The organism is Senegalia sp. (in: firmicutes) (assembly GCF_052088025.1).
Classification (GTDB): Bacteria; Bacillota; Clostridia; order Tissierellales; family SIT17; genus Anaeromonas.
Genome location: NZ_JBQCYD010000014.1, coordinates 41,955 through 56,784, shown reverse-complemented (window position 1 = coordinate 56,784; position 14,830 = coordinate 41,955). Strand labels below are relative to the sequence as shown.

Sequence of the window (14,830 nt, the reverse complement as noted above, 5' to 3'; positions counted from 1 at the left end):
GATGCTATAGATAATATGGTCATATTTATGCAAGTTTTACTACCTATATTAATGACACTTTTAATGGCAGTGGGAGGACTAGCATCATCTTCCTTATTACATCCTTTAATACTTGCTTCAATAGGAATATTTTCTACATTAATAAAGCAAATTATAATACCTTTGATCTTTTTTTCTACAATACTAAGCCTAGTTAATAAGCTAACTGATAAGGTACAAGTAAGTAGGATAGTATCTCTTTTAAAGGAGATAGCAATAATTACAATTGGTATTTCTTTGACAATATTTATGGGTGTTATGACTATTCAAGGTGTAAGCTCTTCTCAATTAGATGGAGTTACTATTAGGACAGCTAAATTTGCTATTAATAACTTTGTACCAATTGTAGGAGGATTTTTATCTGATGCTATGGATACTGTTTTAGGTTGTTCATTACTTTTGAAAAATTCTATAGGTATTATAGGGGTTGTGGTTTTATTTTTAATAATAATAATTCCAGCATTAAAATTATTATCATTAATCTTTGTTTATAGGTTAGCTGTAGCGATAATTGAACCTATATCAGATGAAAGAATAGTGGATGGTCTTATAGAAACAAGTAAATCTATAATTATACTTTTAGGCTTGCTTTTAACTGTTACGGTCATGTTTATTATATCTATAACTATAATAGTTGGAGCAGGAAATATTACTCTTATGATGAGGTAGGTGAATTTATGATTGATTTTTTAAGGGGATGGATAATCAATATAGTTATAATATCAATATTCATTGCTATATTAGAAGCTATAATTCCAAATAATAGTTTTAAATCTTATATAAAAATGATAGGAGGTTTCTTAATTATAATTGCTTTAATAAATCCTTTCATAAATCTACTATCTAATGACATAAATATAGGTAAAGATGTTTTTTCAAAGCTAGATAAAAGTGATGAAACTTATTATTATAATGAAAAAACAAGTGTTTCAAATAATAATAATCAAGTAGAAAAGTTGTATATAGAAAATTTATCAATAGCTATAGATGAATCTATAGAAAAAGAATTTGATTATAATGTAGAAAAAATAGATATTGAATTATTAGAGAGTGATGAGTTTAAGGGTGAAATTGAAAGTTTAAATATACATTTAAATAAAGAAAAAAAATCAAAGCAGGATAGTAAAAATGATATAAATATAAAGAAAATAGAAATAAGCAATATAGCTTATGATGAAGATGAAAATGAAAACAAGATAGAGTATGAAGATTTAAAAAAACATTTAAAAGATAAGTTCAATATAGAATATGAAAAAATACATATAACTATTAGTTAGGAGGATAATATGAAGCTACAAAAGCATATAAATATTTTAATAGAAAAAATATCAAGTAATAAAAAATATACAAATTTAGCTCTTATAATTTCGACTGGAATTATTTTATTAATAGGAATAAGTGTTTTTGTTGAAAATGAAGATTCAAATCTTAAAATAGATACTAGTATTTCAGAGGAAAAAGAAATGGCCTCAAATAGCATTGATGATTATTCTAATAAATTAGAAATAAAATTAAAGCAAATTTTAAGTGAAATGAAAGGGGTTGGAGATGTAGAGGTAATGATAACCTTAGTTGAAACTACAGAAAGTGTCCCAGCTATAAACAAAACAAGCAACAAAGAAACGACTAAAGAAAATGATTCACAAGGTGGCATTCGGGATGTGATAAGAGAAGAAAGTACAGAACAAATAGTTACTAATGGGAGTGGAGGAGAAATGATAACTATAAAACAGATAAAACCTGAAATAAGAGGAGTTATTGTAGCGGCAGAAGGAGCAGAAGATATTAAAATAAAGGAAAATGTATACAATGCGGTGAAAACTGCATTAGATCTTAGTGGAAATAAGGTGGAAATTTATGTTAAAAAATAAGGGAGGATTAATTATGATTATTAGAAAAAAAACAATCTATCTATCTGCATTAATAGTAGGTTTAGTTATGTTAGGTTTTGTGAATCATCAAGTATCAAAAGGGTCAATAACAGAGTCATCTAATGATTATCAAAAATATGAAGAGGGGTTAGTGGAGGTAGTCAATGAAGAAAGTGAATTAGTTGAGGTTGTAAATGATAATGCTGAAAAAGCTGAAATTGTAGATAGTAAAGATGATAAAGTAGAGAATATTTCAAAAGAAACAAATAAAGATATAGGCAAGGCTATATCTAGTGAAAAGAACATAGAAAAAAGTAATTACTTTGTAGAACATAGATTATCTAGAGACAAAATGAGAGGAGAATTAGTTGATAGGTTAAATGATATAGTTAAAAATGATAAAAGTAGTAAAGAGGTAATGGCTAAAGCTCAAGAAGAAATAATAGAAATAGGTAAAATATCTGAAAAAGAACTTTTTATAGAAGGATTACTTGTTTCTAAAGGATTTAAAAATACTCTAGTATTTATAGGTGAAAGTGATGTACGTATAGTTATAGAAAATGACAATCTTTCAGAAAAGGAAGTATCTCAAATTCTTGAAATTGTAACATCTGAAACTGATTTTAAAGCTAGTAATATTAAAATAATAAATAAAAATAGCTAATGTTTGTAAAGATTCGTTTAATTTGATATAATTATTTTATAATTTAGGGTGAATATGGAGGTATAAAATGACAGATATAAATGAAGGTAAAGAATATGATAATGGTCAGGTTAAAATTTCTGATGAAGTAGTAGCTACAATTGCAGGTCTTGCTGCTGTAGAAATAGAGGGTGTATATGCCATGAGCGGTGGTTTTACAGGTGGTATATCAGATATACTTGGTAGAAAAAATCTATCTAAAGGTGTTAAAGTTGAGGTTGGAGAAAAAGAAGCATCTGTTGATTTATATATAATTGTAAAATATGGATCAAAGATACCTGATGTGGCTTGGAAAATACAAGAAGCTGTAAAAGATGCTATTGTAAATATGACTGGACTTAAGGTTGTTGGAGTTAATATTCATGTTCAAGGTGTAGAGCTTAAGGAAGCAGAATTAGAAGAAGAGAAAAATTCTTAAAATACAATATTTTAAAACAATTAACCCTCTAATTTAAGTAGAGGGTTAATTTCTACTTACAAGGGATAAATATATTGTATAAAAAATTTGTTTAAAGTCAAATTTAAAAGTATAAGATAAAATAAGGGGAGAAAAACATGGGAAGAAGAATTGCGAGAGAATCTACTATGAAACTTTTGTATCAATTAGAGTTAAATAAATCATTTGATAAGGATATTATAGATGTTTTTTTTGAAGAGAATGAATTCACAGAAGATGAAAAATTGTATATAGAAAATACAGTTGATAATATAGAAGAAAATATAACTACTATTGATGAAACAATAGAAAAATATATTAAAGGGTGGAAAAAAGAACGTTTATCTAAGGTAGATTTAGCTATGCTTAGGATAGCAGTTTATGAAATATTATATAGGGATGATATACCTACTCAAGTATCAATAAATGAATCTATAGAAATAAGCAAAAAATATAGCTCTGAAGAATCGAGTAAATTTATAAATGGTGTTCTTGGATCATTTGTTAGAAATCAAGATAAATAAGCAAGCATTAATATGTTGAAATAATTATAAGTAGGGTATTAATAATTATATTTATATGTGGGGGTGATTTAAATAGAACTAAAACCATTAAAGGTATCAGAGCTCACGTCTTATATGAAAAGAATAATATCAAGTGATCCTATATTAAATAATATAAAAATTGAAGGAGAAATCTCTAACTTTAAACACCATTATAGTGGACATATGTACTTTACTCTTAAAGACAATAAAAGTAGAGTGAAATGTATAATGTTTAATGGTGATAATAAATTACTTTTATTTAATTTAGAAGATGGGATGAAAATAATAGCAGAAGGATATATATCTATATATGAAAGAGATGGATGTTATCAATTATACGTTAAAAAGATAAAAAAGGATGGAATAGGAGATTTATATATTAAATATGAGGAGTTGAAGAAAAAACTAGAGCTTGAAGGTTTATTTGACTATTCAATTAAAAAAAATATAAATACTAATCCAGATAATATTGGTGTAGTAACTTCTTCTACAGGTGCTGCTATAAGAGATATAATTACTGTAATTAAAAGAAGGAATCCTAATGTTAACATAATTATATATCCTGTACGTGTTCAAGGTATATATGCAAAGGATGAAATATGTAAAGGTATTAAATACTTCAATAGTAGGATAGATATTGATACAATAATAATAGGTAGAGGTGGAGGATCTATTGAAGAATTATGGGCTTTTAATGAAGAAATTGTTGCTAAAGAGATATACAATTCAACTATACCTGTAATTTCTGCAGTAGGTCATGAAACTGATTTTACTATTTCTGACTTTGTATCAGACTTAAGAGCACCAACACCTTCTTCAGCAGGAGAGTTGGCTGTAGCTGATATAGATGTTTTGAAAGAAAGACTTATCAATATAAATGATGATTTGATAAGTTCAATGAATAGATTTATAGAAGATAAAAAAAACAAATTATTAAATTATAAAAAAACAAGGCTCTTTACTGAGCCCTTATACTATATAGATCAATATAAACAAAGGCTTGATTTTGAATTTAAAAATTTATTTAATGCACAAAAGAATTTATTAGATAAAAACAAAAATGAATTAAATAATAGAAGAGAAAAATTAAATTCTCTGAATCCTTTAACTATATTAGATAGAGGATTTGCTTATGTAGAGGATAAAGACAAAAATATAATAAAGTCAATTAATGATATAAATAAAGAAAATATTATAAAAATTAATCTTAAAGATGGACAGATAGAAGCTAAAGTTACAAAAATCCTATTAAAGGAGGAATTATAATTGGCTGATAAGGAAATTAAATTTGAAGAAGCTATTACAGAATTAGACAATATAATTGATAGATTAGAAATTGGAGATTTAAACATAGACAATGCAATAGATGAATTTAAAAGAGGAATAAAACTATATAATCAATGTTATAAAAAAATTGAAGAAACAGAAGGAAAAATAAAATTAATATTAGAAGATAATAACGGAAAGATAAAAGAATCTAATTTTGAAATGACAGAATAGGAGAGATATTTTGGATTTAAATATAGAATTAAAAAAATATAAAAATATAATTGAAGATGAACTTAAAAATATTTTCATGGAAAAAGATTTACCTCAAAAAAAGGTAATTGAATCAATGGAATACAGCCTCCTTTCTGGTGGAAAAAGACTTCGCCCTATACTTTTAATTAAATCTTGTGAATTAGTTGGTGGAGATATAAAAAAGGCAATTAGATTTGCCATAGCTATGGAAATGATACACACTTATTCTTTAATCCATGATGATTTACCTGCCATGGATGATGATGATTATAGAAGGGGTAAACTTACAAATCATAAGGTGTTTGAAGAATCTATTGCTATATTAGCAGGAGACTCTCTTTTAAACTTTGCTTATGAAATAATGATAGATGAAGTAATAAAAAATAATTATTCAAAGAATTATATTGATGCTATGGAAAGAATTTTAAAATCATCAGGATATAAAGGAATGATAGGTGGACAAGTAGTTGATATTCTTTCAGAGAATAAAAAAGTAGATGAAGAAACTTTATATTTTATTCATAAAAATAAGACAGCAGAATTAATAGAGGCTTCTTTAGTTGCTGGTGCTATAATAGGAGGAGCAACTAAAGAAGAAATACAGTTGTTAAATGATTATGGAAGATGTATTGGTATATCATTTCAAATAAGAGATGATATATTGGATATAATAGGAGATAGTGAGCTTTTAGGCAAGGATATAGGTAGTGATATGAAAAGAGATAAGACTACATATGTTTCTATTCATGGGATGGATAAAGCTATAGATGATTTAAATGGGTATAAGGAAAAGTCAACGAATATAATGAAAAAATTTAATTCTAAAGAGTCAAATTTCTTTATAGACTTAGCACAATACCTTACTAAAAGGGTTAACTAATATTTGTATATTGAAAATTCATATGATATAATTAATCTGCTAAGAATGGTGCAGTATTCTAGTCAGAGCAGCCAATCCTGAAGGCGGGGCTAAAAATCCGTCAAAGGGCATATCGATGAAGTTCCTGGTTATGGCTTGTGACGCCCAGTCAGGGGTCATTTCTGGGAGTTAAGGAGGATGGGGCGATCCACAACGGCATGTGGGCGTTGACCCTGCCTCCGTGGAGACCTAATATTAGGATAACCTGCAATGTGGTGAAAGCTAAGTGCAGCGTAGCCTGCCTTGAGTGAAATAGGTGGATAATAGTTGTAGCTATAAATTTGAGGGGCCCTGAAAATGAGTAGTTTTGTTATTGAAACCTATTTTGCAAAAGAGGCTAGGGATTGGCATGACTGTCGAGGAAAACTCCTAGACTGTTCTTTGTAAGTATGTTGAGGATTGCAGTGCGGACTAAATGGCAATCTGGCTCTATCTATAATAGATAGGATGAGATTAAAGGGTAACCTCTGTTATGGCGACATGCAGCTCTCAATCGGGAAATCCTGCCAGACCTTAAGCCGCAAAATTTACTTAATATACTACCATTCTAAGGCTGATAGCTTCTATGCTGTCAGCTTTATTTAAATATTTATTTAAGTAAGGCTTACAGCATAGAAATATGGAGGTATATTTTGTCCAAAAAGAATAAAAACAAAAGAAATAAAAAGAAAGTAAATTATAGATGGATTATAATAATAACTATAGTCACCTTTTTTCTAGCAATTATAGTAAGTTTACTTGCAGAAAATGTAATGAGAAATTTTGATATATTGTTTGCTTTTATAACTTTGATATTAATTATTTTATTGGGAGTATTTTTTGATACAATTGGTATAGCTGTTGCTGCTGCGAGAGAGAAACCTTTTCACTCTATGGCTGCACAGAAAAATAAAGCTGCCAAATATTCTATAAAATTGATTAAAAATGCAGGAATAGTTTCAAATTTTTGCAACGATGTTATAGGTGATATTTGTGGAATTATAAGTGGAGCTGCTGGTGCTATAATTGTAATTAAAATAACAAACATATATGATATTAGACAATTAACTATAGTAAGTGTAGTTATGAGTGGATTTATAGCTTCCATGACTGTTGGTGGAAAAGCTATAGGTAAGGAAGTTGCAATAACATATTCTGAAAATATAATGTATTATACAGGAAGAGTAGTAATGTTTTTTGATGAAAAATTGAAATTGAAGGTACTAGATAAATAAAATAGAAGGTGAGTGACTCCTATGAAGATATTAGAAAATGTAAATTGTATATCTGATTTAAAAAAGCTGAGTAATACTGAGTTAAATATACTAAGCAGGGAAATAAGAGAATATTTGTTAAAAAACATATCAAAAACTGGGGGTCATGTGGCATCCAATCTAGGGGTTGTAGAACTGACTATTGCAATTCATAAAGTATTTAATAGTCCAGAAGATAAAATAATATGGGATGTAGGTCATCAATCTTATATACACAAGATTTTAACTGGAAGAAAAGATAAGCTTTCTACTATAAGGCAATTAGGTGGATTAAGTGGATTTCCTAAAAGATGTGAATCTTCTCATGATACATTTGAAACTGGCCACAGTTCAACTTCTATTTCTGCAGGGCTTGGCATGGCTATAGCAAGAGATATTAAGGGAGAAAAAAATGAAGTTGTGTCTGTAATAGGTGATGGATCTATGACGGCTGGTATAGCTTTTGAAGCTTTAAATCATGCAGGTGATAGCAAAAGTAAAATGATAGTTATATTAAATGATAATGAAATGTCCATATCTGAAAATGTAGGTGGTCTTTCTAAATATCTTGATAGAATAAGAACTGCTCCAACTTATGGTAGGATGAAAGGTGATGTAGAAAACATTTTAAATAGTATACCTGCCATAGGGAAAACTGTATTTAAAACAGCTGAAAGAGCAAAGGATACATTCAAATATTTTATTATACCAGGTGCTTTTTTTGAAGAATTAGGATTCACTTATTTAGGACCTATTGATGGACATAATATACCATTACTTATAACTACTCTAAATAGAGCAAAACTTGTCAATGGTCCTGTAATTGTTCATGTAATGACTAAAAAAGGAAAAGGCTATAAATATGCAGAGGAAAATCCGGATAAATTTCATGGGGCTTCTCCTTTTAACCTAGAAACAGGTAAATCTTTAAAAAAATCTAATGGAATAAAATATTCTAATGTATTTGGAAATAAATTATATGAACTTGCATTAAAACATAAAGAAATAATGGCAATAACTGCAGCTATGCCTGATGGTACAGGGCTTGAAAAATTCAAAAATAAATTACCTAGGAACTTTATTGATGTTGGTATTGCAGAACAACATGCTGTTACTCTTGCAGCGGGTATGGCATCACAAGGCCTTAAACCATTTTTTGCTGCATATTCTACATTTCTTCAAAGAGGATATGACCAAATTGTACATGATGTAGCTTTACAAAAGCTACCTGTAGTTTTTGCAATAGATAGATCAGGTCTTGTAGGGAATGATGGAGAAACACATCATGGGGTATTTGATTTTTCTTATTTAAGTCATATACCAAATCTTACAATAATGGCACCCAAAGATAAAGAAGAGTTTGAAGAGATGATAGAGTTTAGCTATCAATATAATGATGGACCAATTGCTTTAAGATATCCAAGAGGTAATGGTGTTGTAAGAGAAAAATTAAAAACAAATAATAAAATTGAATATGGTAAGGGCGAATATATAAAAAAGGGTAGTGGTATTGCTATCATAGCTATTGGAAAGATGGTAGAAATAGGATATGATGCTTTAATTAAATTAAATAATAATGGAATTAATCCTTCTCTTATAAATATGAGATTTCTAAAACCAATTGATTCTATATTATTGAATAAATTAATTAAAGAATATAGTACTATTGTAACCATAGAAGATAATGTAATAAATGGTGGACTTGGAACAGTTGTAAATCAAGAACTAATCAAAAATCATTATGCAGGTGAAATTATAAATATAGGTCTACCTGATGAATTTATTGAACATGGTGATACAAATGAATTATTTAAAAAACATAAATTGGATTCGGATGGTATTTATAATACTATCTTAAAAAGCATTAAACAATAGGTGGTAAAATGGAATTTAAACGTATAGATATTTTATTAAAAGAAAAAGGATTAGTAAAAAGTAGAGAACTAGCTAAGGTTGCTATATCCAAAAAGCTAGTAAAATATAATGATAATATAGTAAAAAAAGCATCATTAAAAATACCAGTAGATTCAAATATTGAGTTAATTAATCCTCCTTTAAAATATGTGAGTCGTGCAGGCTATAAATTAGAAAAGGCTATAGATTATTTTAATATTGATCTTAAAGATAAAATAGCTATGGATATGGGTGCATCAACCGGAGGATTTACTGATTGTATGCTTAACAATCACATAAAAAAAGTTTATGCAGTAGATGTAGGATATAATCAGATGGATAGTGATATAATTAAAAATTCTAAAGTTATAAATATGGAGAAAACAAACATAAGGTATTTAGATACTGATAAAATCAAAGAAAAACTTGATTTTATTTCTATTGATCTTTCTTTTATTTCTCTTACTAAGATACTAGCTGTGGCAAAAGAAATATTAAAGAAAGATGGAGAAATACTTGCTTTAATAAAGCCTCAATTTGAAGCAGGCAAAGAATTTGTTGGTAAAAATGGTATTATAAAAGATAAAAAAATTCATTTGAAATCAATTATTAAAATTAAGGATTACTTAAAGACTTTAGATTTATACTTAACTGATATTTATTATTCACCTATAAAGGGTGGGGATGGAAATATTGAGTTCTTAGCTTATATTACTTACAAATCTCCTGCTTTTGATATAGATAAAAAAATAAAAGAAATTATAAATGAATCTCATGAAATGTGAAATTCTTAGGGGGCAATAATGAAAAAGTATGTTAGACAAAGTAAGATAATAGATGTTATAAATAATAATGAAATAGAAACTCAAGAGGAATTAGCAAATTTCTTAAGAGATTCAGGAATAGAAGTAACCCAAGCAACTGTCTCTAGAGACATCAAAGAACTTAGACTAGTAAAGGTGATGGGAAAAACAGGAAAGTATAAATATGCATCTATGAATCAAAATCAAGATGGCATAACAGAAAGACTTTCTAATATTTTTAAGAATTCAATTATATCTATAAAGGTAGCTGGACATATTTTAGTATTAAAGACAATACCAGGTGCTGCTCAGATATCAGCATCTGCTATTGATAATTTAAATATCAAAGAAGTAATAGGTACTATCGCAGGTGATGACACTATTTTTGTTGCTATTTCAGATATAGATAAAATTAACTATATCTTAGATACTTTTTATGAAATGCTAGAGTAGTGGGGGGGATAATAATGATTTTAGAATTGAATATTAAAAACTTTGCTATAATAAATAATTTGAAAATTTCTTTTACTAAAGGATTTAATGTACTTACTGGAGAAACAGGGGCAGGTAAATCGATAATAATAGATGCTGTAGGACTCATTCTAGGTGATAGATCAAATAAGGATTTTATTAAAACTGGACACGATAAATCTGTAATTGAAGCGGTATTTTATTTAGAAAGACCCGAAAGGATAAAAGTATTATTAGAAAACTATGGTATACCATATGAAGTTGATGATTCTCTTTTAATAACTAGAGAAATTCATAAGAATGGGAGAAGTTTTTCTAGAATTAATGGACATACTATTACTTTAAGCATGCTAAAAAAAATAAGTTATTCACTAGTTGATATATATGGTCAACATGAACATCAAACCCTTTTAGATTCTGATAAACATCTACAACTTATAGATTCATTAGGGGATGAGAAATTACATTCTTATAAAAATGTAATTCATAATAAATATTTAGATTTAAAAGAATTAAAAAATAATTTGTCTGAAATAGTTACAGATGAAATGGAAAAAGAAAGAAAGATAGATTTATTAAAATTTCAAATAGATGAAATTAATTCTAGTGATTTAAAAATAGATGAAGAAGAAGAAATAATGAATAAATATACTAAGTTATCTAACACTGAGGAAATATCTAAAACTTTAAATTCTGTATATAATATTTTGGATTCCAATGATTATGATGATCTATCAATAATTAATAATTTAAATAATATTTCTAAATTATTTCATAATATTTCTAAATTTGATGATAATATTATGAAATATGAAAACAATATAAATGAAGTTATTTATCAAGTACAAGATTTATCAAGAGATATAAGAAATTATTATGAAAACATTGACTACAATATGGAAGAGTTAACCATATTAGAAGATAGGATTGAATTAATAAATAAATTAAAAAGAAAATATGGTAAGACAATAAAAGAAATATTAGCATATAGAGATAATATCCAGGGTCAATTAGACAGTATAATAGATAATGAAAAACAGATGAAAGTATTACAAGAACAAATAAAAGTCATAAATAATGATATTTTTAAAAGGTCTAAATTACTTTCAGAAAAAAGAAAGAAAATTATCGATAAGTTTGAAAAGAACATGACAAATGAATTACAAGAACTTAATATGAAAAATATAAAGTTTAAAGTAAAGCATGAAATATTAGAAGAAGCAAATATTAATGGAATTGATAAATTAGAGTTTTTAATATCTACTAATTTAGGAGAACCACTTAGAAGGCTTTCAAAAATAGTATCCGGTGGAGAAATGTCTAGAATAATGCTAGCTTTTAAATCTATACTTGGTGGAAATGACAATATTTCAACAATGATATTTGATGAAATTGATAGTGGTATAAGTGGACGTACTGCTCAAGTAGTGGGTGAAAAGATAGTAAATATATCAAGACATCATCAAGTCTTATGTATAACTCATCTGCCACAAATTGCTGCTATGGCAGATTCATATTATAGGATTTTTAAAACTGAAAATAATAACAATACTGAAACTATTGTAAAAAAATTAGATTATAAAGAACAAATCGAAGAACTTTCTAGATTACTTGGAGGAGTTGATGTAACTCAAACAACTAGACTTCACGCACAAGAAATGATAAAAATGTCAAAAAAATATAAGTAAAGAAGTATATTTTATACTTCTTTTTTTATGCAATTTAATAATTTGTTTACAATTTACTTAGTTATTAGATAGCATATTTATTGTGAAATAGGCTAAAATTAATATATAAAGATGAAAAAATAAAATATATAAAATATTGAGAAGTGGGATTTGGAGAGTGATGTTCTTTGAATTCAAATAAAAGAAATAAAAACAAATCAATATTGTATATTATTATAACATTAAGTTTTATATATTTTTTACAATTAATAAATTTATATTCACTACCTTCTCAAATTAATATATTTGAAGGAGGAAAGAAGCATATAAATCTATTATTACCCTTTACTATTACTGATTTAGAATCAAAAAATAAGATAGTTAAAATACAAAATGAAGAAAGAGAGTTAGGCTTTAAAACTAAAAATAAATATAGCTTACAAAGTACTAAAAGAGGTAAAACAAGTATAGATATTAAGCTTTTAGGATTATTTCCTGTAAAAACTATGGAGGTTAATATAGTAAATAGGGTTAAATTAATGCCAGGAGGACAATCAATTGGTGTAAAGTTAAAAACTGAAGGTGTCTTAATTGTTGCATTATCTGAAATAAAAGGGAAGGATAATAAAGTTTATATACCTGGAAAAGAATCAGGGCTCAAGATTGGAGATTCAATTTTAGAAATAAATGATACAAAAATTAAAGATTCATACCATGTTATTGATTTATTAAATAATATAGAAAATCATGAGGTTAAATTAAAGGTTAAAAGAGATAATGAAAAAATTATAAAAAAAATAATGCCTGTAGAAAGTAAAGAAGATGGAACTTTTAGAATAGGTCTTTGGGTAAGAGATAAAACCGCTGGTATTGGAACTCTTACTTTTTATCATGAAAAAACAAAAAAGTTTGCAGCTCTTGGCTATGGTATTTCAGATATGGATACGGGAAAACTAATGAATATAAGTGGTGGGGAAATATTAGAAGCTAGTATTTCATCTATAGAACAAGGTACAAAAGGGCATCCTGGTGAATTAAAGGGAATGTTTTTTGAATCACAAAATCTTCTTGGAAATATTGAAAAAAATACTGAACTCGGTATTTATGGAAAGATGAATAATAATATTAGCAACACCTTCTTAAAAGAATCTTTACCTATAGCTTTACAACACGAAGTTAAAGAAGGAAAAGCATATATATTATCAACTATAGGAGAAAAAAAGGTAAATAAATATGAAGTTGAAATAATAAAAAAAGAAACCCAAGCAAATATTGCCCCAAAAAGTATGACTATAAAAATTACCGATAAAGACTTATTATCAAAGACTGGTGGAATAGTTCAAGGAATGAGTGGTAGTCCAATAATACAAGATGGAAAAATTATAGGTGCAGTTACTCATGTATTTGTAAATGATCCAACTAAAGGTTATGGTTTATATATAGAATGGATGTTAGAAGAATCAAATATATTAAAAAACGACATAGGAAAGCAAAAAATAAGGGATATCCCTTATTTTTTTGTTGAAAATTGTAAGAAAAAAGTTAAATAAAATACTGAAAATAAAGAGGTATTATTACATTTTTGTCGAAATAGTATAAGAGAATAAAAATTAGTATATATATGGGGGTAAATTGATGAATAATTCAAAGATTGACATTTTAATTGCAGATGATAATAGGGATTTTTGTAATATACTTACAGAATATTTAACTACACAAGAAGATGTAAATGTAATAGGAAAGGCAAATGATGGCTTAGAGGCTCTAGATATGATATCAGAAAAGGTTCCAGATGTATTAGTATTAGATATTATAATGCCGTATCTTGATGGTTTAGGGGTGTTAGAAAAATTAAACACAATTAATTTAGAAAAATATCCTAAGATTATAGTTTTATCAGCTGTAGGTGAAGATAAGATTACTCAAAGAGCAATTGGGTTAGGTGCAGATTACTATGTAGTGAAACCTTTTGATTTTGAGGTTTTCATGAAAAGAATTAGACAATTAACTGGAAACATGGATGATTCTAATAAAAGAAATATAAATGCAAGTAAATCTAATGGCATAATAAATAAGAATACTTATAACCAAGCTAAAACCTTAGAAGCTAACATAACACATATAATACATGAAATAGGTGTTCCTGCTCATATAAAAGGGTATTTGTACCTCAGAGAAGGTATAGGCATGGTAGTAGAGAGGGTAGATTTATTAAGTGCTGTAACTAAAGAATTATACCCTGAAATAGCAAAGAAATTTAATACTACACCTAGTAGGATAGAAAGAGCAATTAGGCATGCAATAGAAGTTGCATGGAGTAGAGGTAAGGTTGATACTATAAATAATTTATTTGGATATACTGTAGAAAATCACAAGGGAAAACCTACAAACAGTGAATTTATTGCAATGGTCGCTGACAAGTTAAGATTGGAAAGAACTAATTAAATAAAAAAAGAACTTAGTTCTTTTTTTATTTATAATATCATAAATAATCTTATCATAATTGATAATAATTAAGATAAATAAGAAATTAATTCTTCTAATATATCAAATTTCAAAGAATAATATTTTAATTTTTTACATACTTCTTCCATGGTACCAACTAATAATAACTGTTTATTAGCAACTAATTTATACATAATATTACCTCCACACTTTACAAATTTTTTAAAAAATATATAATATAGTTAAGTGTATGTAAATGTCTATGAAATATTCTTATTATTTTAG

At 27.2% G+C, this 14,830-nt stretch carries 17 protein-coding genes; 16 read left to right on the top strand and 1 reads right to left on the bottom strand.

The features are described from left to right. The 16 genes from spoIIIAE to spo0A form a co-directional block, all read left to right on the top strand. A partial coding sequence (gene spoIIIAE, locus ACTHUW_RS05515; RefSeq protein WP_442212762.1) for a stage III sporulation protein AE occupies window positions 1-708 on the top strand: 708 nt, incomplete at its 5' end. Between the two features lie 8 nt (window positions 709-716). Then, on the top strand, window positions 717-1,316 hold the full coding sequence (spoIIIAF, locus tag ACTHUW_RS05510; RefSeq protein ID WP_442198988.1) for a stage III sporulation protein AF: 600 nt from the start codon (window positions 717-719) through the stop codon (window positions 1,314-1,316). Between the two features lie 9 nt (window positions 1,317-1,325). After that, entirely contained in the window at window positions 1,326-1,910 is a 585-nt protein-coding gene (locus ACTHUW_RS05505) for a hypothetical protein (protein WP_442198987.1), read from the top strand. A 13-nt stretch (window positions 1,911-1,923) separates the two neighbouring features. Beyond that, the gene (locus tag ACTHUW_RS05500) at window positions 1,924-2,574 is read left to right on the top strand and encodes a SpoIIIAH-like family protein (RefSeq protein ID WP_442198986.1); all 651 of its coding nucleotides are present in this window, start codon (window positions 1,924-1,926) and stop codon (window positions 2,572-2,574) included. Window positions 2,575-2,641: 67 nt separating this feature from the next. Next, window positions 2,642-3,031 (top strand): Asp23/Gls24 family envelope stress response protein, encoded by a 390-nt coding sequence (locus ACTHUW_RS05495; protein WP_442197540.1) that lies wholly within the window; start codon window positions 2,642-2,644, stop codon window positions 3,029-3,031. Window positions 3,032-3,168: 137 nt separating this feature from the next. Beyond that, a complete protein-coding gene (gene nusB / locus ACTHUW_RS05490) occupies window positions 3,169-3,573 on the top strand; it encodes a transcription antitermination factor NusB (protein WP_442197539.1) in 405 nt (134 codons plus the stop codon). Window positions 3,574-3,645: 72 nt separating this feature from the next. Continuing rightward, window positions 3,646-4,860, top strand: a complete 1,215-nt coding sequence (xseA, locus tag ACTHUW_RS05485; RefSeq protein ID WP_442197542.1) for an exodeoxyribonuclease VII large subunit — start codon at window positions 3,646-3,648, stop codon at window positions 4,858-4,860. Next, window positions 4,861-5,094, top strand: a complete 234-nt coding sequence (locus ACTHUW_RS05480) for an exodeoxyribonuclease VII small subunit (protein WP_442197538.1) — start codon at window positions 4,861-4,863, stop codon at window positions 5,092-5,094. It begins immediately after the preceding gene. A 10-nt stretch (window positions 5,095-5,104) separates the two neighbouring features. Then, the gene (locus ACTHUW_RS05475; RefSeq protein ID WP_442198985.1) at window positions 5,105-5,995 is read left to right on the top strand and encodes a polyprenyl synthetase family protein; all 891 of its coding nucleotides are present in this window, start codon (window positions 5,105-5,107) and stop codon (window positions 5,993-5,995) included. A 671-nt stretch (window positions 5,996-6,666) separates the two neighbouring features. Beyond that, a complete protein-coding gene (locus tag ACTHUW_RS05470) occupies window positions 6,667-7,248 on the top strand; it encodes a hypothetical protein (protein WP_442197536.1) in 582 nt (193 codons plus the stop codon). A 21-nt stretch (window positions 7,249-7,269) separates the two neighbouring features. Next, window positions 7,270-9,141 carry a 1-deoxy-D-xylulose-5-phosphate synthase gene (gene dxs, locus ACTHUW_RS05465; RefSeq protein ID WP_442212760.1) on the top strand — a complete coding sequence of 624 codons (1,872 nt, stop codon included), beginning with the start codon at window positions 7,270-7,272 and terminating at the stop codon, window positions 9,139-9,141. An 8-nt stretch (window positions 9,142-9,149) separates the two neighbouring features. Next, the gene (locus ACTHUW_RS05460) at window positions 9,150-9,944 is read left to right on the top strand and encodes a TlyA family RNA methyltransferase (protein WP_442197534.1); all 795 of its coding nucleotides are present in this window, start codon (window positions 9,150-9,152) and stop codon (window positions 9,942-9,944) included. Window positions 9,945-9,962: 18 nt separating this feature from the next. Next, complete coding sequence (locus tag ACTHUW_RS05455) at window positions 9,963-10,415, top strand: arginine repressor (RefSeq protein ID WP_442197533.1); 453 nt, start codon at window positions 9,963-9,965, stop codon at window positions 10,413-10,415. 14 nt (window positions 10,416-10,429) lie between these two features. After that, entirely contained in the window at window positions 10,430-12,121 is a 1,692-nt protein-coding gene (gene recN / locus ACTHUW_RS05450) for a DNA repair protein RecN (RefSeq protein WP_442197532.1), read from the top strand. A gap of 167 nt (window positions 12,122-12,288) precedes the next feature. Next, entirely contained in the window at window positions 12,289-13,650 is a 1,362-nt protein-coding gene (gene spoIVB / locus ACTHUW_RS05445) for a SpoIVB peptidase (RefSeq protein ID WP_442197531.1), read from the top strand. An 85-nt stretch (window positions 13,651-13,735) separates the two neighbouring features. After that, window positions 13,736-14,545, top strand: coding sequence for a sporulation transcription factor Spo0A (gene spo0A, locus ACTHUW_RS05440; RefSeq protein WP_442197530.1), 810 nt, complete (start codon window positions 13,736-13,738; stop codon window positions 14,543-14,545). A gap of 68 nt (window positions 14,546-14,613) precedes the next feature. Here spo0A and ACTHUW_RS05435 read toward each other — a convergent pair whose 3' ends face one another. Next, window positions 14,614-14,739, bottom strand: a complete 126-nt coding sequence (locus ACTHUW_RS05435) for a hypothetical protein (RefSeq protein ID WP_442197529.1) — start codon at window positions 14,737-14,739, stop codon at window positions 14,614-14,616. Window positions 14,740-14,830 lie beyond the last annotated feature (91 nt).